The sequence below is a fragment of the Streptomyces sp. NPDC059224 genome (genome assembly GCF_042754285.1).
In the GTDB taxonomy this organism is placed as follows: domain Bacteria; phylum Actinomycetota; class Actinomycetes; order Streptomycetales; family Streptomycetaceae; genus Streptomyces.
The window spans coordinates 40,494-59,067 of sequence record NZ_JBHZAN010000032.1; the positions used below are offsets into that span (position 1 = coordinate 40,494).

At 72.2% G+C, this 18,574-nt stretch carries 15 protein-coding genes; 6 read left to right on the forward strand and 9 right to left on the reverse strand.

All coding sequences use genetic code 11. The features are described 5' to 3' along the window. Positions 1 to 114 precede the first annotated feature (114 nt). Genes ACFXI4_RS32105 through ACFXI4_RS32125 form a run of 5 tightly spaced genes read right to left on the reverse strand, consistent with a single transcriptional unit; the run spans position 115 to position 5,323 of the window. The gene (locus ACFXI4_RS32105) at positions 115 to 987 is read right to left on the reverse strand and encodes a glycosyltransferase family 2 protein (protein ID WP_384997602.1); all 873 of its coding nucleotides are present in this window, start codon (positions 985 to 987) and stop codon (positions 115 to 117) included. 8 nt (positions 988 to 995) lie between these two features. Beyond that, positions 996 to 1,775 (reverse strand): CDP-alcohol phosphatidyltransferase family protein, encoded by a 780-nt coding sequence (locus tag ACFXI4_RS32110; RefSeq protein WP_362729448.1) that lies wholly within the window; start codon positions 1,773 to 1,775, stop codon positions 996 to 998. Continuing rightward, positions 1,753 to 2,814, reverse strand: coding sequence for an iron-containing alcohol dehydrogenase family protein (locus tag ACFXI4_RS32115; RefSeq protein ID WP_384997495.1), 1,062 nt, complete (start codon positions 2,812 to 2,814; stop codon positions 1,753 to 1,755). The genes ACFXI4_RS32110 and ACFXI4_RS32115 overlap by 23 nt, the downstream gene beginning before the upstream one ends. Beyond that, positions 2,802 to 3,554 (reverse strand): sugar phosphate nucleotidyltransferase, encoded by a 753-nt coding sequence (locus tag ACFXI4_RS32120; protein WP_384997497.1) that lies wholly within the window; start codon positions 3,552 to 3,554, stop codon positions 2,802 to 2,804. The genes ACFXI4_RS32115 and ACFXI4_RS32120 overlap by 13 nt, the downstream gene beginning before the upstream one ends. Continuing rightward, positions 3,551 to 5,323: a DUF5941 domain-containing protein gene (locus ACFXI4_RS32125; RefSeq protein ID WP_384997499.1), complete on the reverse strand. Its 1,773-nt coding sequence runs from the start codon at positions 5,321 to 5,323 to the stop codon at positions 3,551 to 3,553. The genes ACFXI4_RS32120 and ACFXI4_RS32125 overlap by 4 nt, the downstream gene beginning before the upstream one ends. A 437-nt stretch (positions 5,324 to 5,760) precedes the next feature. On the opposite strand from ACFXI4_RS32125, the gene ACFXI4_RS32130 reads away from it, so the two are divergent. Then, complete coding sequence (locus ACFXI4_RS32130) at positions 5,761 to 6,702, forward strand: cation diffusion facilitator family transporter (RefSeq protein WP_384997501.1); 942 nt, start codon at positions 5,761 to 5,763, stop codon at positions 6,700 to 6,702. 218 nt (positions 6,703 to 6,920) lie between these two features. Continuing rightward, a complete protein-coding gene (idi, locus tag ACFXI4_RS32135; protein ID WP_384997503.1) occupies positions 6,921 to 7,514 on the forward strand; it encodes an isopentenyl-diphosphate Delta-isomerase in 594 nt (197 codons plus the stop codon). Between the two features lie 6 nt (positions 7,515 to 7,520). On the opposite strand, the gene ACFXI4_RS32140 is transcribed toward idi, so the two are convergent. Continuing rightward, complete coding sequence (locus tag ACFXI4_RS32140; RefSeq protein ID WP_362730986.1) at positions 7,521 to 8,015, reverse strand: ATP-binding protein; 495 nt, start codon at positions 8,013 to 8,015, stop codon at positions 7,521 to 7,523. A 251-nt stretch (positions 8,016 to 8,266) separates the two neighbouring features. On the opposite strand from ACFXI4_RS32140, the gene ACFXI4_RS32145 reads away from it, so the two are divergent. The 3 genes from ACFXI4_RS32145 (at position 8,267) to ACFXI4_RS32155 (ending at position 12,612) form a co-directional block, all read left to right on the forward strand. Further along, positions 8,267 to 9,022, forward strand: coding sequence for an enoyl-CoA hydratase/isomerase family protein (locus ACFXI4_RS32145; protein ID WP_384997505.1), 756 nt, complete (start codon positions 8,267 to 8,269; stop codon positions 9,020 to 9,022). 195 nt (positions 9,023 to 9,217) lie between these two features. Beyond that, positions 9,218 to 10,087: a hypothetical protein gene (locus ACFXI4_RS32150; protein ID WP_384997507.1), complete on the forward strand. Its 870-nt coding sequence runs from the start codon at positions 9,218 to 9,220 to the stop codon at positions 10,085 to 10,087. Positions 10,088 to 10,209: 122 nt separating this feature from the next. Next, positions 10,210 to 12,612, forward strand: a complete 2,403-nt coding sequence (locus tag ACFXI4_RS32155; RefSeq protein WP_384997509.1) for a Tex family protein — start codon at positions 10,210 to 10,212, stop codon at positions 12,610 to 12,612. Between the two features lie 66 nt (positions 12,613 to 12,678). On the opposite strand, the gene ACFXI4_RS32160 is transcribed toward ACFXI4_RS32155, so the two are convergent. Both ACFXI4_RS32160 and ACFXI4_RS32165 read right to left on the reverse strand, forming a co-directional pair. Then, positions 12,679 to 14,325 (reverse strand): ABC-F family ATP-binding cassette domain-containing protein, encoded by a 1,647-nt coding sequence (locus ACFXI4_RS32160; protein WP_384997511.1) that lies wholly within the window; start codon positions 14,323 to 14,325, stop codon positions 12,679 to 12,681. 57 nt (positions 14,326 to 14,382) lie between these two features. After that, positions 14,383 to 15,405, reverse strand: coding sequence for an oxidoreductase (locus tag ACFXI4_RS32165; RefSeq protein ID WP_384997513.1), 1,023 nt, complete (start codon positions 15,403 to 15,405; stop codon positions 14,383 to 14,385). A 65-nt stretch (positions 15,406 to 15,470) separates the two neighbouring features. Here ACFXI4_RS32165 and ACFXI4_RS32170 point away from each other — a divergent pair, with 65 nt between their 5' ends. Beyond that, a complete protein-coding gene (locus ACFXI4_RS32170; RefSeq protein ID WP_384997515.1) occupies positions 15,471 to 16,439 on the forward strand; it encodes an FAD-dependent oxidoreductase in 969 nt (322 codons plus the stop codon). Between the two features lie 4 nt (positions 16,440 to 16,443). On the opposite strand, the gene ACFXI4_RS32175 is transcribed toward ACFXI4_RS32170, so the two are convergent. After that, positions 16,444 to 18,399, reverse strand: coding sequence for a Xaa-Pro dipeptidyl-peptidase (locus ACFXI4_RS32175; RefSeq protein WP_384997517.1), 1,956 nt, complete (start codon positions 18,397 to 18,399; stop codon positions 16,444 to 16,446). Positions 18,400 to 18,574 lie beyond the last annotated feature (175 nt).

The following is an 18,574-nucleotide window of genomic DNA, read 5'->3' on the forward strand; positions in this document are numbered from 1 at the left end:
GCGTCTTACGGAATTGTGCTACCGGAGGTGACACGTATCCGCCATGGGACACGTTCCCGGGGCTGTCCGCGCGCCGGACACCCCCGGGAACGCGGACACGCACCTTCGAGCTTCTCAGATCACCGGAGGCCGGCCCAGTCGCGTGAGCTTCCACACGGTGCGCCACCGCATGGGCCGACGGGGTCCGCACGGGGTGGTCCAGCCCTCCCGGAAGCCGGCGAACCAGGCGTGCAGGGCCGGGCGCGAGGGGCGCCGCACCAGGGTCAGCAGCATCCACACCCCGAGGTAGACGGGGACCAGCGGGGCGGGCAGGTTGCGCCGCGCGAGCCACACCCGGTTGCGGGCGACCATCCGGTGGTAGACCGCGTGCCGGGAGGGGGCGGTGGTGGGGTGGTTGAGGACCATGTCGGAGCGGTAGTCGATCATCCAGCCCGCGTCCAGCGCCCGCCAGGCCAGGTCGGTCTCCTCATGGGCGTAGAAGAACTCGTCCGGCAGGCCGCCGACCTCGGCGAGGACCTGGGTGCGGACGGCGTTGGCGCCGCCCAGGAAGGTGGTGACCCGCGAGGAGCGCATCGGGTCGGCGGCCCGGAGCCTGGGCACGTGCCGGCGCTGGGTCTGCCCGGTCTCCGGGTCGGCGATGCGGAAGCTGATGATGCCGAGCCGCTGGTCGGCCGCGAAGGCCTGCCGGCACAGCTCGGCGGTGTCGTGCTCGGCGAGCAGGCCGTCGTCGTCCAGGAAGAGCAGTATGTCGACATCGCGGCCGCTCGGGCCGAAGGCCTCTATACCGACGTTGCGGCCGCCGGGGATGCCCAGGTTTTCCGGCAGCTCCATGGTGCGGACGCCGTCCGGGACGTCCGGGACCGGCGAGCCGTTGCCGACGACGACGACCTCGACCCGGTCGCCGTCCTGCTTGGCGACCGAGTCGAGGAGGGCACGCAGTTCGTCGGGGCGGTTGCCCATGGTGATGACGACCGCGCCGACCTTCAGCCCGGCGCTCACCGCAGCCTGCTCGACGCGAGGACCGAGACCAGGTGCAGCAGGGTCTGCAGGAGCGCGATGCCGGCGAGCACGGCGGTGCCCAGCCGGGTGAAGAAGAGGTCGCCGCGGACGTGGTCCACGATCGCCAGGGCCAGGATCAGCAGCGAGGCCTCGATGCCGAGGATCAGCCGGTGGAACCGGAGCAGGGCGGCGGCCCGGCGGGCCAGCGCCATGCCGGAGGAACGCATCTCGGCGGCCGCCTCCTTGACCACCGGCAGCCCGGCCTGATGCCGGGCGACGCCGACCAGGTCGGTCTCGGCCTTGATCAGGATGGCGCCCAGCGCGGCCAGGGTGCCGAGGAAGGCCCACAGCCAGTCGATACGGCCGCTGCCGAACAGGTCGGCGGCGCGCAGCCCGAGGCCGACCAGGACGGCCGCGTCGGTCAGGTACGCGCCCACCCGGTCGAGATAGACCCCGCCCAGCGAGTACTGCTGCTTCCAGCGCGCGACCTCGCCGTCGACGCAGTCCAGGAGCAGGTACATCTGGACGCAGACCACGCCGAGCACGGCGCCCGTGATCCCCGGCACCAGCAGGGCCGGGGCCGCGAGCACGCCGAAGACGGTCATCAGGTACGTGAGCTGGTTGGGCGTGACCCTGGTGTTCACCAGGTAGCGGTCGACCCGCAGGGACACCTCGCGCATATAGAGGCGCCCCATCCAGTGCTCACCGCTGCGCCGGTCCTTGACCCCTGCGGGGTGGACGACCGGACGGAGTTCAGCTACCGATGGCCTTGACATAGTCGACGTAGAAGTCCTTGATCTGGTGGGTCTTGAGGTCGAGGTGTTCGAGGATGGTGTAGCGGCCGGGCCGGGTCTCCGGGGCGAACTCGACGACCCGGATGAACTCGTCCACGGTGAAGCCGATCTCCTCCGGCAGCACCGGCAGTCCGTGCCGGCGCAGCACATCGGCCATGAACGCGGACTCCTCGTGGGCTCCGCGCAGATACATCGCGAAGGCCGCACCGAGCCCGCACTGCTCGCCATGACTGGCGGCACGCCTCGGGAACAGCAGGTCGAAGGCGTGGTTGATCTCGTGACAGGCGCCGGAGGACGGGCGGGAGTCGCCCGACACCGACATGGCGATACCGCTGAGCACCAACGCCTCGGCGAGCACCTGGAGGAAGTCGTTCTCCCCGATGCCGCCGGGGTGGCGCAGCACCGCCTCACCGGCCTGCCGGGCCATGGCGGCCGCCAGACCGTCGATCTTCTCGCCGGTGACGCGGTGGGACAGCTCCCAGTCCGCGATCGCCGAGATGTTGGAGACGGCGTCGCCGATGCCCGAGCGCACGAAGCGCGCCGGGGCCTCCCGGATGACGTCGAGGTCGATGACGACCGCGATCGGGTTCGGCACGCCGTAGGAGCCGCGGCCCGCGTCGTTGTCGAGGGTGGCGACCGGCGAGCACAGGCCGTCGTGCGCGAGGTTCGTCGGCACGGCGACCAGGGGCAGTCCCACCCGCGCGGCCGCGAACTTGGCACAGTCGATGATCTTGCCGCCGCCGAGGCCGACGACCGCGTCGTAGCGGCCCGCCTTGATCTCGCCGGCCAGCCGGATCGCGTCGTCGAGGGTGCCGCCGCCGACCTCGTACCAGGTGGCGCCGGGCAGGCTCGGCGAGATTCGCTCGCGCAGCCTCGCGCCGGAGCCGCCGCTGACGGCGACGGCGAGACGGCCGGAGTGCGAGATGCGTTCGTCGGCGAGCACGCCGGCCAGGTCGTCGAGGGCACCCGGGCGGATGTCGACGACGACCGGCGAGGGGATCAGCCTGGTCAGTACTGGCATGCGATCTCCCGTCCCCTGGCGAGATCGTCGTGGTTGTCGATCTCGACCCACCGGACGTCGCCGATGGGCGCGACGTCGATGCGGAAGCCGCGGTTGACCAGCTCCTGGTAGCCGTGCTCGTAGAACTGCTGCGGGTCGCTCTCCCAGACCGTCTTCAGCGCGTCGGCGAGCTCGGGCGCCGCGTCGCCCTCGATGAGGGTGACGCCGATGTACTCGCCGGTGGCCTCGGCCGGGTCCATCAGCTTGGTGATCTTCGTCATGCCCTGGTCGGCGCCGACGACGACCTTCATCTCCTCGTCGGCGAGGTCCTTGACCGTGTCCAGCGCCAGGATGATCTTCTTGCCCTCGCCGCGGGCGGCGAGCAGCGTCTTCTCGACGGAGACCGGGTGGACGGTGTCGCCGTTGGCGAGGATCACGCCGTCCTTGAGGGCGTCACGGCCGCACCACAGGGAGTAGGCGTTGTTCCACTCCTCGGCCTTGTCGTTGTCGATGAGGGTGAGCTCGAGGCCGTACTTCGCCTCCAGGGCCGCCTTGCGCTCGTACACGGCCTCCTTGCGGTAGCCGACGATGATCGCGACCTCGGTCAGGCCGATCTCGGCGAAGTTGCCGAGGGTCAGGTCGAGCACCGTGATCGAGTCCTCTATCCCGGCGGGCCCCACCGGCACCAGCGCCTTGGGCAGGCTGTCGGTGTAGGGGCGCAGACGCCGTCCGGCGCCGGCCGCCAGCACGAGGCCGATCATGCGGGTTCTCCTTCATCGTGTACGGCGGGCGCCCCTGCGGACGCCCAGAAGCGGATGCTCTCGACGAGCACCAGCCCGGCCACGGCCACGGCCAGGACCGTGAGCGCGACCTCGAACTGCGTGGCGGTGAGTACCGCGGCCACCACGGTGACCAGCAGCGTTCGCCCTTCCTGCCCCCCGATGGCGCGGACCAGCCAGGCCGGCGGCGCCCCGGCGTCGCCGCGGATGCGGTACACCGTGTCGTAGTGATGGTAGGCGACGGCGGCCACCAGGCCGAAAGCCGCGGGAAGGGTTCCGTTCACCCCGGATTTGCCTGCGAGGACGAGGACGGTGCCGTACTCGGCGGCCCGGAACAGGGGCGGGACCAGCCAGTCGAGGGCGCCCTTGAGCGGGCGGGCCAGGGCCTGGCCGGAGGCCAGCGCGTAGACGACGGCACCCGCGACCGGCGCCCAGGTCACGCCCGAGAAGAGGGAGACGGTGAGAACCGCCACTCCGGCGAGCGCCACCAGGAGCGGGGAGCCGAGCCGGGCGGGCAGCACGCGGGAGGCGAATCCGGCGAGCGGGCCGTTGTCGGCGAGGTCGGCCAGCGCCCGGGCGGCCCGGTCGGTCCGCCTGGCCTTGCGGGTCAGCGAGCGCAGCACGCGCCCGGCCGTGGTGTAGGTCGCGGCGAGGGCGCAGCCCACGAGCAGCACGCAGAAGGTGATCCGCGGCGTCGTCGCCGCGGTCAGCACGGCTATGAGAGCCCATCGTTCGCCGATGGGCAGGACTATCATCCGGCGCACCCAGACCGTCCAGCCGACGCTGTCGAGCCGGTCGGAGAGGGCCGCGGTGGGACTGGTGTTGGCGGTGGCGTCGTGGTTCGCCTCGTTGAACGAGAAGTCGACGACGTGCCGGCAGGTCTGCAGGATCATCGCGCCGAGCGCGAGGGCCCAGACATCGTCGTGGCCGCCGCCCCGGGCCGCGCCGAGGGCGAGGCCCGCGTAGTAGGCGTACTCCTTGGCCCGGTCGAAGGTGGCGTCCAGCCAGGCGCCGAGCGTGGAGTACTGCAGGGAGTAGCGGGCCAGCTGGCCGTCGGTGCAGTCCAGGACGAAGGACGCGATCAGCAGTACGCCCGCCGCGACGAACCCGGCCCGGGTGCCGGTGGCCGCGCAGCCCGCCGCGATCAGGGCGGTGAGCAGGGAGGCGGTGGTGACCTGGTTGGGGGTCAGTCCGCGCCGGGCGCACCAGCGGGCGAGGTAGCGGGAGTACGGGCTGATGAAGAAGGTGGTGAAGAAGCCGTCCCGGGACTTCACCGCGGACTTCAGGCGTACGGCCTCGTCGTCGACGGCGGCGACGGCCTGCCGTGCCTCGTTGCGGGCCTGCGGGTCGGCGGGGACGGCGGCGACGAGACTGCCCAGCTCGGGGCGGTGCACGTCGGCGTCCAGGGCGGTGACGAGGCCGTCGACGGCGAGGTCGGTACCGCCGCCGGCCGCGGCCTCCCGGGCCAGTGCCGAGGTCAGCGCCTGGCGGCCGGCCGGCTGGGCGGTGACGGCGCCGGGTATCGCGGCGAGCGGGAAGCGCGGGTCGGTGAGGCCGAGGCGCAGGGCGTGCGGATGGCCGACGAAGCGGGCGTCGACGACGGCGACCCGCCGGTCGGCGGGCACGGCCGCGAGGAGGGCCGCGGTGCCGGCGCTGTCCGGGGCCGTGGACACCTCGAAGCCGAGCGCCCGCAGATCGCTCTCCAACGACGATCCGGGGACCGGCTGGCCGGTGACGATGGCGGTCGGCAACCGAACTCACTCCCTGGTGTGCCGGCGACGGACGCCGGTTTCTCCTGCGTGGTGGGGCGTGGTGTGCCTGGTTGCCCCCGGGCGGCATTCGGCAGAGGCTATCGGATGGTGCGGACTGCTTGTTCACCGGCCGTTCACGGCACGGACGACCCGCTCTGCCCCGGCCTTTGCCGAGATCATCATCCGTGATCCCGGCCCCGGCTCACAAACCGTGCTCACAGAACGGGCATTGAGGACATGGGGCACTGCGGCACCGAGGAGAGTCCGGCGGCGACCCGGGGTGAGCGCCCGTTCATGACGGGTGACTGAGGGTGCCCTGACCTGGGATTCGTTTCCGCAGGTCAGGGCACATGACAACGGTGTTCACCGTCGCGTTGCCGGATACCCCCCACCCGTAGTTCACTGTGATCCCCGGCGGAACAGAGGAGGCGTATCCCATGGGGGCAGGGCATGACCACGGTCACACGCACGCCCACGCGCCGACCACCGGCACGGCCGCGGCGGCCTACCGCGGGCGGCTGCGGGTGGCGCTCGCCATCACCCTCGGGGTGATGGTGGTCGAGATCTTCGGCGGCCTGCTGGCCGACTCGCTCGCGCTGATCGCGGACGCGGCCCACATGGCGACCGACGCCCTGGGCCTGGGCATGGCCCTGCTGGCGATCCACTTCGCCAACCGCCCGGCGAGCACCAACCGCACCTTCGGCTACGCCCGCGCCGAGATCCTGGCCGCCCTGGCCAACTGTCTGCTGCTGCTCGGTGTCGGCGGCTACGTGCTGTACGAGGCGGTCCAGCGGTTCCTGACGCCCGCGGACACCGAGGCCCGCGTGATGATCGTGTTCGGTCTGATCGGCCTGGTCGCCAACATGATCTCGCTCACCCTGCTGGTGCGCGGCCAGCAGGAGAGCCTGAACGTGCGCGGCGCCTTCCTGGAGGTGGCGGCCGACGCGCTGGGCTCGCTGGCGGTGCTGATCTCGGCCGTGGTGATCCTGACCACCGGCTGGCAGGCGGCGGACCCGATCGCCTCGCTGCTCATCGGACTGATGATCGTGCCGAGGACGGTGAAACTGCTGCGCGAGACCCTGGACGTCCTGCTGGAGTCGGCACCCAAGGACGTGGACATGGCCGAGGTGCGGTCGCACATCCTCGCGCTGGACGGCGTGCAGGACGTCCACGATCTGCACGCCTGGACGATCACCTCGGGGATGCCGGTGCTGTCGGCGCACGTGGTGGTCCGCTCGGACGTGCTGAACGCCATCGGCCACGAGAAGATGCTGCACGAACTGCAGGGCTGTCTCGGCCATCACTTCGACGTGGAGCACTGCACCTTCCAGCTGGAGCCGGTCGGGCACGCGCAGCACGAGGCCCGGCTCTGCCACTGACCGCGCCGCGGTCCGCCCGGGCCGCCGGAACGCAGGGAACGCATCGGTCCGCACTCCCCCGGCGTCCTGGTGTTCGAGACCCCCGGGCGGTTCCCGTCCGCACGCGTAGGGCACGATCAACTACCGGGTCCCTCTTCCGGCGTGCCCGTGCCGGGAAGTGCCGGGAGTGTCGGATTCGTACGGCAGACTTGGTACGAAGACCGAGGCGAAGGATGGGTATGCCGATCACACCTGCCACCGCGACGCACAGCACGTCGAAGGGCACAACGGACGCGATCTTGCTTGAACTCGTCGACGAGAAGGGTGTGACCATCGGGACCGCGGAGAAGCTGGCCGCGCATCAGCCACCCGGGCAGCTGCACCGGGCGTTCTCCGTCTTCCTCTTCGACGAGCAGGGCAGACTCCTGCTCCAGCAGCGGGCGCTGGGCAAGTACCACTCCCCGGGCGTGTGGTCCAACACGTGCTGCGGCCACCCCTACCCCGGCGAGGCCCCGTTCGCGGCGGCGGCCCGCCGCACCTTCGAGGAGCTGGGGGTCTCCCCCTCGCTGCTCGGCGAGGCGGGCACGGTCCGCTACAACCACCCGGACCCGGCCTCCGGACTCGTGGAGCAGGAGTACAACCACCTGTTCGTCGGCATGGTGCAGGCACCGCTCGCGGCGGACCCCGAAGAGGTCGGGGAGACCGCGTTCGTGACGGCCGCCGAGCTGACCGAGCGGCACACCCGGGACCCCTTCTCGGCGTGGTTCATGACGGTGCTGGACGCGGCCCGTCCGGCGATCAGGGAGCTGACGGGCCCGTCCGCGGGATGGTGAGCGGCCTCACGGCAACGCCGCGGGTTTGAGCGGCAGGGCGGCCCAGATCACCTTGCCGCCGCTCGACGTGTGCTCCACGTCCACGACTCCGCCCGCCTCCCTGGCCACCTCCCGCACCAGCAGCAGCCCCCGGCCGCCGGTCTGCCCGTGGTCGGCCTCCAGGGCGGTCGGGCGGTAGGGGTGGTTGTCCTCCACCGACACCCGCACCCACTCGGCGCCGACGGCGACCTCGACGGCGAGCACCGGCGACAGCAGCGCCGCGTGCTTGACCGCGTTGGTGACCAGCTCGGAGACGATCAGCAACAGCCCGTACACCAGGTCCTCCGAGACCGGGACGCCCTGGCGCTGGAGCAGGTCCCGTACGGCGCGCCGCGCCTGCGGGACCGAGGCGTCCACGGCGGCGGCGGTGAACCGCCAGACTCCTTCGTACGGCAGCGGATCCGGCGGCGGAGGGCCGCCTCCCTCTGGACGCGGGTCGTGCCCGCGCCCGTGGTTCTCCATGGTCCGGTCGCCACCCTCGCGCTCGATTGTCACCACACGACGAGTGTTGGTAACGACGCCCTCCGCTCCGGATGACTGAACACAAGTCAGCGACTATCGAACGCTTCTGACCATCGACGCACGACAAGGTCGGTCGAGAGACCGTTCCTGTCCCAGTAAAGTCGACTTCGCGCACTATTACGGTTGTACTGCAACACCTGGGGCGGGGCCGCGCCGCTTCCCGGCACCGTCACGCCGATAGCATCCCGCCCATGGAGCCCCACCTCTCCCACCAGGTCACCGGCGCCGTGGCCACGGTGGTCATCCACAACCCGGTCAAACGCAACGCGATGACCGCGGCGATGTGGCGAGCCCTGCCGCCCCTCCTGGACGAGCTGTCGGCCGACCCGGGCGTCCGGGCCCTGGTGCTGACCGGCGCGGGCGGAACCTTCTGCGCCGGTGCCGACATCTCCACCCTCCAGGGCTCTCCCGCCGAGGCGCAGTTCCTCGCCTGCGCCGCCGAGGAGGCACTCGCCGCGTTCCCCAAGCCGACCCTCGCCGCGGTCCGCGGCCACTGCGTCGGCGGCGGCTCGCAGCTCGCCGCGGCCTGCGATCTGCGGTTCGCCGAGGAGGGCGCCCTCTTCGGCGTGACCCCGGCCAAGCTCGGGATCGTCTACCCGGCCTCCTCCACCCGCCGTCTGGTGGCCCTGGTCGGCCCCGCGGCCACCAAGTACCTGCTGTACTCCGGCGAGTTGATCGACACCGAGCGGGCGCTGCGCACCGGCCTGGTCGACGAGGTGCTGCCCGTGGGCGAACTGACCGGGCGGGTGGCCGAGTTCACCCGGATCCTGACCGCGCGCTCCCAGCTGACGCAGGCGGCGGCGAAGGAGTTCGTCAACGGCCGTACCGACCGCGACGGCCACTGGACGGAGCAGGCGCGGGGCAGTGGCGACACCGCCGAGGGCGTCGCCGCGTTCCTGGAGCGCCGCCGGCCGCGGTTCAGCTGGGCCGTCCCCGGCCGAGGATGAAGCGGGTCGTACTCGATCCCGAGCCGCCCGGCCGCGGTGACGTACCCGCCGTCGGCGACGACCGGTTCCCCGCGATGGCCGCGATGGCCGCGACAACGGATTTCCCGCCTTTCCTGCCGGCGCGGGCCGAAGGCCGTACCGTCAGGACACGCACGGCACTGGAGTCCGTACCGACCAGTCGGTAACGTGCTCGCCATGACCACTGCCGTCCTGGAGCCGCGCGCCGGCCGCCGCTGTCACACCCTGCTCAATTCCCTGCACGCGACCCACTTCTTCAGTCCCGAGCTGGCCGAGGAACTGGCCGCGCTCGGGGTGACCCACCCGCGGGCCGTCAACTTCGCGGTGCGGGCTGCCGCGTTGGGGCCGGTCGGGCCCGGCACGGTGACGGCCACGTTCTACAACTACAAGTACGAACTGGTCGCCCGGCACGTCCCGGCCGTCTGGCAGACCGCCTCGCCGGGCGACGTGCTCGCCGCACGCGCGCGTGCCGTCGACGCCTCCATGCGACGGCTGCTCGGCGCCGACACGGTGGCCTGCGCCGAGATGGCCGAGGCCGCGCGGCTCGCGCTGCGCGCCGCCGAGGCGTGTTCCCGCTCCGGCCGCCCGCTCTACGCGGCGCACGCGGATCTGCCGGTGCCCGAGGAGCCCCACCTCGCCTACTGGCACGCGACCACGCTGCTGCGCGAGCACCGCGGTGACGGGCACCTCGCGGTGCTGATCTCGGCCGGGCTCGACGGGCTGGAGGCGGTGGTGACCCACACCGCGACCGGCAAGGGCATGGCCCCGAAATGGGTGCTGGCCACACGGGGGTGGAGTCAGGACGACTGGGACGCGGCGGTACGGCGGCTGCGGGAGCGCGGGCTGCTCGACACGGCGGGCGAGCTGACCGAGGCGGGGACCGCCCTGCGGGCGGAGATCGAGTCGGAGACGGACCGGCTGGACCGGGCGCCCTACGAACACCTGGGGAGCGACGACGTGGCCCGGCTGACCGAGCTGGCCAGGGGGTTCGCGGGGGCGGCCCTCGCCGCGGGCGCCTTTCCGGCCGATCTGGTCGGCAAGGGGTGAAAGCGGTCGGCTGACCCCCCTCGCGGTGACTTCGTGTCGCGGAACGGTGCCCTGCGGCCCGGTTGTCGGTGTCACCTGCCACAATTGCCGCGCAACCTCAGTGGAGAAGGCGGTACGGGATCGTGACGACACCCGGGTCCCTGGTTCCAGGGTCCATCGAAGGCAGGATCGCCGAGGAGCTCGGCGTACGGGAGCGGCAGGTCAAGGCTGCCGTGGAGCTGCTCGACGGCGGTTCGACGGTGCCCTTCATCGCCCGCTACCGCAAGGAAGCGACCGAGATGCTCGACGACGCGCAGCTGCGCACGCTCGAGGAGCGGCTGCGCTATCTGCGGGAGCTGGAGGAGCGCCGGACGGCGATCCTGGAGTCGGTGCGCGAGCAGGGCAAGCTCACCGAGGAGCTGGAGGCGCGGATCCGCGGCGCCGAGACCAAGGCGCGGCTGGAGGACATCTACCTGCCGTACAAACCGAAGCGGCGGACCAAGGCACAGATCGCGCGGGAGGCCGGCCTGGAGCCGCTGGCCGAGGGACTGCTGGGCGATCCGACGGTGGAACCGCTGGCCGCCGCCGCCGCGTTCGTGGACGCCGACAAGGGCGTCGCCGATCCGCAGGCGGCCCTGGAGGGTGCCCGGGCGATCCTCACCGAGCGGTTCTCGGAGGACGCCGACCTCATCGGTGAGCTGCGCGAGCGCATGTGGGTGCGTGGCCGGCTCGCCGCGAAGGTACGGGAGGGCAAGGAGGAGGCGGGCGCCAAGTTCGCCGACTACTTCGACTTCGCCGAGCCGTTCACCGAGCTGCCCTCGCACCGGATCCTGGCGATGCTGCGCGGCGAGAAGGAGGAGGTCCTCGACCTCGTCCTGGAGCCGGAGGAGCCGACCGAGGGGCCCTCGTCGTACGAGGGCATCGTCGCCCACCGGTTCGCGATCGCCGACCGGGGCCGGGCGGCCGACAAGTGGCTCATCGACACGGTCCGCTGGGCCTGGCGCACCCGCCTGCTGGTCCACCTCGGCATCGATCTGCGGCTGCGGCTGCGTACGGCCGCCGAGGACGAGGCGGTGGACGTCTTCGCCGCGAACCTGCGCGACCTGCTGCTCGCCGCTCCGGCCGGCACGCGCGCGACGCTGGGCCTGGACCCCGGTTTCCGTACCGGTGTGAAGGTCGCCGTCGTCGACGCCACCGGCAAGGTCGTCGCCACCGACGTCATCTACCCGCACGTGCCGGCGAACAAGTGGGACGAGGCGGTCGCCAAGCTCGCCCGTCTCGCCACCGAGCACACGGTCGAGCTGATCGCGATCGGCAACGGCACGGCGTCCCGCGAGACCGACAAGCTCGCCGGTGAACTCATCACCCGGCACCCGGAGCTGAATCTCACCAAGGTGATGGTGTCGGAGGCGGGCGCGTCCGTGTACTCGGCGTCCGCGTTCGCCTCCCAGGAGCTGCCCGGCATGGACGTGTCGCTGCGCGGCGCCGTCTCCATCGCCCGCCGGCTCCAGGACCCGCTCGCCGAGCTGGTCAAGATCGACCCGAAGTCGATCGGTGTCGGCCAGTACCAGCACGACCTGTCCGAGGTGAAGCTGTCGCGGTCGCTGGACGCGGTGGTGGAGGACTGTGTGAACGGCGTGGGCGTCGACGTGAACACCGCGTCGGCCCCGCTGCTGTCCCGGGTCTCCGGCATCACCTCCGGGCTCGCCGAGAACATCGTGGCCCACCGGGACACCAACGGGCCGTTCACCTCCCGGGGCCAGCTGAAGAACGTGGCGCGGCTCGGCCCGAAGGCGTACGAGCAGTGCGCGGGCTTCCTGCGCATCCGCGGCGGCGACGACCCGCTGGACTCGTCGAGCGTCCACCCCGAGGCGTACCCCGTCGTACGGCGCATGGTGAAGGCCTCGCAGCAGGAGGTGGCCGCGCTCATCGGCAACACCGGTGTGCTGCGCTCGCTGCGGCCGGGCGACTTCGTGGACGAGACGTTCGGTCTGCCGACCGTCACCGACATCCTCAAGGAGCTGGAGAAGCCCGGTCGCGACCCGCGTCCCGCCTTCAAGACGGCCACGTTCAGGGAGGGCGTCGAGAAGATCTCCGACCTGTCCTCCGGCATGATCCTGGAGGGGGTCGTCACGAACGTGGCGGCGTTCGGCGCGTTCATCGACATCGGCGTCCACCAGGACGGTCTGGCGCACGTCTCCGCGCTGTCGAAGACCTTCGTCAAGGACCCGCGGGACGTGGTCAAGCCGGGCGACATCGTCAAGGTGAAGGTCCTCGACGTGGACGTCCCGCGCAAGCGGATCTCGCTGACGCTGCGGCTGGACGACGAGGCGGCGCCTCAGGGCGGCGGTGGCCGGCAGGGCGAGGGCGGCGAACGGCGACAGCGCGGCGGACGTCCGCCGCAGCAGCGGCAGCAGGGCGGCGGCCGTGGCGGCCAGGGCCAGGGCGGCGGTGCGCGTCAGGCGCCTGCGCCCGCCAACAGCGCGATGGCCGACGCTCTGCGCCGGGCCGGGCTGCTCGACGGCGGCAAGAAGGGCAAGCACTGACTCCGCCCATGGGAGGTCGTGGGGAACCGCGGGTCCGTCGTCGACGGTCGCGCGGTTCCCGCCCCCTTACCGGCCGAGTTCGGTCAGTTTGCCCGCCGCGACCTCAAGGCGGCGGGTCACATGGACCGCGTCCAGCATGCGGCGGTCGTGGGTGACCAGGAGGAGGGTGCCCTCGTAGGCGTCGAGGGCGGACTCCAGTTGTTCGATCGCGGGCAGGTCGAGGTGGTTCGTCGGCTCGTCCAGGACGAGGAGGTTGACGCCCCGGCCCTGGAGCAGCGCCAGCGCGGCCCGAGTCCGTTCCCCCGGCGACAAGGTGGCCGCCGAGCGCAGGACGTGGTCCTGTCTGAGGCCGAACTTGGCCAGCAGGGTGCGGACTTCCGCCGGCTCGGTGTCCGGGACGGCCGCGCAGAAGGCGTCCAGCAGGGCCTCGGTGCCGTGGAAGAGCTTGCGGGCCTGGTCGACCTCGCCGACCAGGACCCCGGAGCCGAGCGCGGCGTGCCCCGCCTCCAGTGGCACCCGGCCCAGCAGCGCGCCGAGCAGCGTCGACTTGCCGGCCCCGTTCGCGCCGGTCACCGCGACCCGGTCGGCCCAGTCGATCTGCAGGGACACCGGTCCGAAGGCGAAGTCCCCGAGCCGTACCTCCGCGTCCCGCAGGGTGGCCACCACCGAACCGGAGCGCGGGGCCGCCGCGATCTCCATGCGCAGCTCCCACTCCTTGCGCGGCTCCTCGACCACGTCCAGGCGTTCGATCATGCGCTGGGTCTGGCGGGCCTTGGCGGCCTGCTTCTCGCTGGCCTCGCTGCGGAACTTGCGGCCGATCTTGTCGTTGTCGTTGTTCGCCTTGCGCCGGGCGTTCTTGACGCCCTTGTCCATCCAGGAGCGCTGCATCTGCGCGCGGTCCTGGAGGGCGCTCTTCTTGTCGGCGTACTCCTCGTAGTCGTCGCGGGCGTGCCGGCGGGCCGTCTCGCGTTCCTCCAGGTAGGCGTCGTAGCCGCCGCCGTAGAGGTTGACCTGCCGCTGGGCGAGATCGAGTTCGAGGACCTTGGTGACCGTGCGGGTGAGGAACTCGCGGTCGTGGCTGACGACGACCGTGCCGGCGCGCAGGCCGGTCACGAAGCGTTCCAGCCGCTCGAGACCGTCCAGGTCGAGGTCGTTGGTCGGCTCGTCGAGCAGGAAGACGTCGTAGCGGGACAGGAGCAGGGAGGCGAGGCCCGCGCGAGCGGCCTGGCCGCCGGAGAGGGAGGTCATCGGCTGGTCGAGTCCGACGGCCAGGCCCAGGGAGTCGGTGACCTCCTCGGCCCGCTCCTCCAGGTCCGCGCCGCCGAGGCCGAGCCAGCGCTCCAGCGCGGTGGCGTACGCGTCGTCGGCCCCCGGCGCCCCGTCGACCAGGGCCTGGGTGGCCTCGTCCATCACCCGCTGTGCCTCGGCGACGCCGGTGCGGCGGGCGAGGAAGGCGCGCACGGTCTCGCCCGGCCGGCGCTCCGGCTCCTGGGGCAGATGGCCGACGGCCGCGGTCGGCGGGGAGAGCCGCAGTTCGCCCTCCTCGGGGGCGGTGAGGCCGGCGAGCAGCCGCAGCAGGGTGGACTTGCCCGCGCCGTTGGCACCGACCAGACCGATCACGTCCCCCGGCGCGACGACGAGGTCGAGCCCGGAGAAGAGGGAGCGGTCGCCGTGCCCGGCGGCGAGGTTCTTGGCGACGAGGGTGGCAGTCATCAGAAGGCCGATCCTAATGCGCCCGGGAGCCCGCCTTCAGCCCCCTCTCGCCGCCGGTCAGCGCGTCACCGCCGCCACCAGCACGCTGCCGGAGGTCCGGGCCACGACGTAGACGCCGTCCTTGGCCGCCTGACCGTCGAGCGGGATGCGGTGGCTGCCGGGTTCCAGGACTCCGTCGAAGAGGTCCTGGGCGCGCAGGCGGGAGAGCCGGTCCAGGCGGTAGGCGGTGAGCCGGACCCGGCACGGCGAGGTGACCTCGATGCCGGCCGTGCCGTCGGCGGCGACCAGGCGGGTCAGCCGGCGCTGCGGGAGTGCGCTGTGGTCCAGGGCGTGTTCGATCTGGGCGACGAGGACGGGGACGATCGGGGCGAACCCGTCGACGTAGGCGGCTTCCGCGCCGGCCCGGTCGAACGCCCCGCGTACGGCGGCCCGCTCGGCCTCGCCCACCGTGGGGCCGAAGGCCACGGCACCGTAGCCGCGGAGTTCCTCGGCCAGGACGCCCTCGGCGTCTCGGGTGATGTCGGCGCCGATGCCGATGGTGCGCAGGGCCGCGGCCAGCTTGGCGAGCAGGGCGACTCGCGCGCCGATCAGCAGGACCCGGCGACCGGGCGGGGGTCCGGGGTCCTCCAGGAGGGCACCGAGGGCCCTGCGGTACTCGGGGCCGGGGAAGCGGAACGGGCCGATGCCGGGGTAGCCGTTGAGTTCCAGGTCGGCGTGTTCGTCGGTCTGCCAGGCGAAGTCCCGCCAGACGTAGTCGTCGCCGTCCCGCTCGATGACCGCGGTGACCGCGCCGCAGCCCAGGTCCTCGCAGTCGGGGCAGCCGTAGATGACGTACCGTGCACCGGGCAGCGGCGCCTCGGACTCCAGCAGCAGGCCGCGGACCTGGGCGGTGAAGATCGCGGGCGGCACGTCGGAGGCGAGCGGGGAGACGGCGTCCAGGTCGGAGAGCTGGAACAGCAGCGGGGACCCGTCGACGACGAAGTCCACGAAGTCCCGGTGGACCTGGTAACCGCCGTCGGCGCGGACGCCGCCGGCGCGCATCGCCGGGGCCAGGCCGAAGGTCGCGTATGCGGCACACATGCTGTGAGTATCCCCAGAACGGGATGATCTGAGCGCGGCATGACATATTCGGCTAGCGTCCCGGCATGGACCGAGGGCTGAGTGACGAAGTGATCGTGGTCGGCGGCGGGGTCGTCGGGCTGACCACGGCGGTGGTGCTGGCGGAGAGCGGGCACCGGGTGCGGGTCTGGGCACGGGAGTCCGGCGAGCGCACGACCTCGGCGGTCGCGGGTGCGCTGTGGTGGCCGTACCGGATCGAGCCGGAGCGGCTGGTCGGTGACTGGGCGCTCGAATCCCTCACCGTGTACGAGGACTTGGCGGCGCGGTCCGCGCGGACGGGCGTACGCCTGGTCGAGGGTGTACACGCCGGGCTGCGGCTGGACGGGCTGGGGCCGTGGGCGGCCCGGGTGCCGCTGGCCGACACATCTGAAGGTCTCTCGGCGCGGCTGCCGTTGATCGACATGCCGGTCCATCTCGGGTGGCTGCGGCAGCGGTTGGAGGAGGCGGGCGGGACGGTCGAGGAACGGGTGGTGCGCGGGCTGGGCGAGGTGCGGTCGGCGGTGGTGGTGAACTGCAGCGGGCTGGGGGCCCGTTCGCTGGTTCCCGATCCGGCGGTGCGTCCGGTGCGCGGGCAGCTGGTCGTGGTGGAGAACCCGGGCATCACCACCTGGTACACCTCTGCCGAGAAGACCGCGGCAGGACCTGGAGGAGGGGCCGAAGGAAGTGTCTCGGCCTACTTCTTCCCACAGCCGGGAGGACTGCTGCTCGGGGGCACGGCGCACGAGGACGCCTGGTCCCTGGAGCCCGATCCGGACATCGCGGCCGGGATCGTGGCGCGGTGCGCGGCGGTACGGCCGGAGATCGCCGGGGCCCGGGTGCTGGGGCACCGGGTAGGGCTGCGCCCGTACCGGGACGCGGTACGGCTGGAACGTGAACTCCTGCCGGACGGACGCCTGCTGGTGCACAACTACGGGCACGGCGGGGCCGGGGTCACGGTGGCCTGGGGCTGCGCACGTCAGGCGGCCGGGCTGGTGGATCCGGGCCCGGCCGCCTGAGCGGTCAGCTCGCGGGGACCCGCCGCACGGTACGCGGGGCGCGCACTCCGGTCAGGTCGCCCGTCCCGGGGGCGGTCCAGCGCGCGGAGGTGGCGCGGGCGAACGCGGCCGCTCCCCCGACGAGCGGGACCCGGGCCGCGGTGCGGGACAGGTCCAGGGTGAGCGTCGGCGTCGTGGACGGCGGATCGATGAGGTCCTTGTCCGTGCCCGCGACGATCAGCGCCAGCCGGTGCCCCTTGGGCACGACGTGGTCGGTGGCGGCCAGGTCGAGGGTGATCGTGTACGTCCGGCCCGGGGTGAGCGGGACGCCCTTGCCGGGGTCGGCGTAGGTGCCGAGGTCGGCCCAGCCACGGCTGAGGACCGTGAAGTCGACGGCCTTGGTCCTGGCCGCGGTCCTCAGGAAGCAGGCGCTGTCGCCGGCCGTGCTCTCGCCCCAGCAGGTGCGGTCGGTGAGCGTGGTGATGCCCTCGGCGGCGTCGGCGTAGTCCCGGATGGTGTCGGGGCCGAGGTCGACCAGGACGGCGGTCAGGTGGGCCGTCGAGGTGGTGGGGGTGGCGGTGACCGTGACCTCGGAGGAGCCGGACAGGCGCAGGTCGCGGCTGAGCGGCGCGGTGAGGAAGCCGGCCTTGTCCGCGGTCGGGGTGGCGATCTGGGCCGCCCAGTCGGTCTCGCTCCGCGTCGGGTCGTCGGTGAACGTCTCGGTGCCGGTCTTTTGGCTGAGGCCGAGAATGCCCACGCCCGCCCGGGCCCCGGCGGCGGGACGCAGGGTGGTGGCCGCGGTGCCGCGCGGCGGCCAGACGGCGGAGGTCACCCACTGGTCGGGGTGCCGTTCGACGTCGGCCATCGGCTCGCGGTCGATGCCGTTGTCGTAGCCGAGGAGTTCATGGTCGAACCAGCGGTGCAGGGTGTCGACCCAGGCTCCGCGCCGGTAGTCGAAGGGGTCGACGTGCCCGGTCTGGGAGAGCCAGATCTTGCGCTCGACGCCGTTCTTGGCGAGGGCGTCCCACCACTGGCCGAAGTTCTTGGTGCGGACGTTGAGGTCCTGCATGCCGTGCACGAGGAACACGCTGGCGCGTACCTTGGCGGCGTCCCTGACGTAGTCCCGTTCGGTCCACAGACCGGTCCAGTCGCCGGTGCGCGGCGCGCCGTCGACCAGTTTCTGCTGGACGGCACCGCACCTGGCGTAGGCGTCGTCGCTCTCCACCGCGCCGGCCAGCCAGTCGGGCCCGGAGTCGTAGAGCGGGGCGCCCTGGGCGAAGTAGTAGTCGTACCAGGAGGAGATGGCGCTGATCGGGACGATCGTCTTCAGACCCTTGACGCCGGTGGCGGCGACGCCGTTGGCGATGGTGCCGTCCCAGCTCTTGCCGATCATGCCGGTCCTGCCGTTGGTCCAGCCGGCCTTGACGGCGGTGCCGCCGGTGCGGCTGCTGTACGCCTTGGCGCGGCCGTTCAGCCAGTCGACGACGGCCTTCGCGGACTGGATGTCCGAGCGGCCGCCGACGTCGACACAGCCGTCGGAGCGGTTGGTGCCGGCCAGGTCGACGCCGACGACGGCGTAGCCGCGGGGCACGAAGTAGTTGTCGTAGAACAGCGGCATCCGGACGACGTTCCCGGCGGCGTCGTACGTCTTGAGCTGGCTCTCGTTGCCGCGTCCGCAGCACGAGTAGTACGGGCTGGCGTCCATGATGACCGGCACCTTGCGCCCCTGCGCGGCGGGTTCGGCGGGCCGGACGATGTCGGCGGCGACCCGGTCGGTCCTCCCGTCGCCGTCGGAGTCGAGGCCGGTGTCCACCCAGACGGCCTCGCGGATGGCGTCGGCGTAGGAGTAGACCGGCCTGCTCTCGCGCGGGGCTGTCCCGGCCGCCTGGGCCGCGACCGGGCCGAGGAAGGCGGCCGCCAGGGCCCCGACGACCGCGATGACGAACGGTCTCCAGATCGTGAAGCGCGTGCGTTTCGGCATGCGGCGGACGCTACCCCCGTCAACTCCTGTGCAAAAGACGGCATCTGAGGGACCGGCAGCACTGATTGCGGCCGAATGGCGATCGTGTGACAGAAGGGGCCGTGGACAGGCCAGGGGCCACAGGGACTGAATAGGCTCCGAACAGTTTTCGTGCTCCATCGACTTGGCGTTCCCG

Excerpts from the sequence above, each read along its gene's own strand:
- ACFXI4_RS32110 (WP_362729448.1), bottom strand. The coding sequence starts at position 1,775 with ATGTCAAGGCCATCGGTAGCTGAACTCCGTCCGGTCGTCCACCCCGCA.
- ACFXI4_RS32115 (WP_384997495.1), bottom strand. The coding sequence starts at position 2,814 with ATGCCAGTACTGACCAGGCTGATCCCCTCGCCGGTCGTCGTCGACATC.
- ACFXI4_RS32120 (WP_384997497.1), bottom strand. The coding sequence starts at position 3,554 with ATGATCGGCCTCGTGCTGGCGGCCGGCGCCGGACGGCGTCTGCGCCCC.
- ACFXI4_RS32130 (WP_384997501.1), top strand. The coding sequence starts at position 5,761 with ATGGGGGCAGGGCATGACCACGGTCACACGCACGCCCACGCGCCGACC.
- idi (WP_384997503.1), top strand. The coding sequence starts at position 6,921 with ATGCCGATCACACCTGCCACCGCGACGCACAGCACGTCGAAGGGCACA.
- ACFXI4_RS32140 (WP_362730986.1), bottom strand. The coding sequence starts at position 8,015 with ATGGAGAACCACGGGCGCGGGCACGACCCGCGTCCAGAGGGAGGCGGC.
- ACFXI4_RS32145 (WP_384997505.1), top strand. The coding sequence starts at position 8,267 with ATGGAGCCCCACCTCTCCCACCAGGTCACCGGCGCCGTGGCCACGGTG.
- ACFXI4_RS32150 (WP_384997507.1), top strand. The coding sequence starts at position 9,218 with ATGACCACTGCCGTCCTGGAGCCGCGCGCCGGCCGCCGCTGTCACACC.
- ACFXI4_RS32160 (WP_384997511.1), bottom strand. The coding sequence starts at position 14,325 with ATGACTGCCACCCTCGTCGCCAAGAACCTCGCCGCCGGGCACGGCGAC.
- ACFXI4_RS32165 (WP_384997513.1), bottom strand. The coding sequence starts at position 15,405 with ATGTGTGCCGCATACGCGACCTTCGGCCTGGCCCCGGCGATGCGCGCC.
- ACFXI4_RS32170 (WP_384997515.1), top strand. The coding sequence starts at position 15,471 with ATGGACCGAGGGCTGAGTGACGAAGTGATCGTGGTCGGCGGCGGGGTC.
- ACFXI4_RS32175 (WP_384997517.1), bottom strand. The coding sequence starts at position 18,399 with ATGCCGAAACGCACGCGCTTCACGATCTGGAGACCGTTCGTCATCGCG.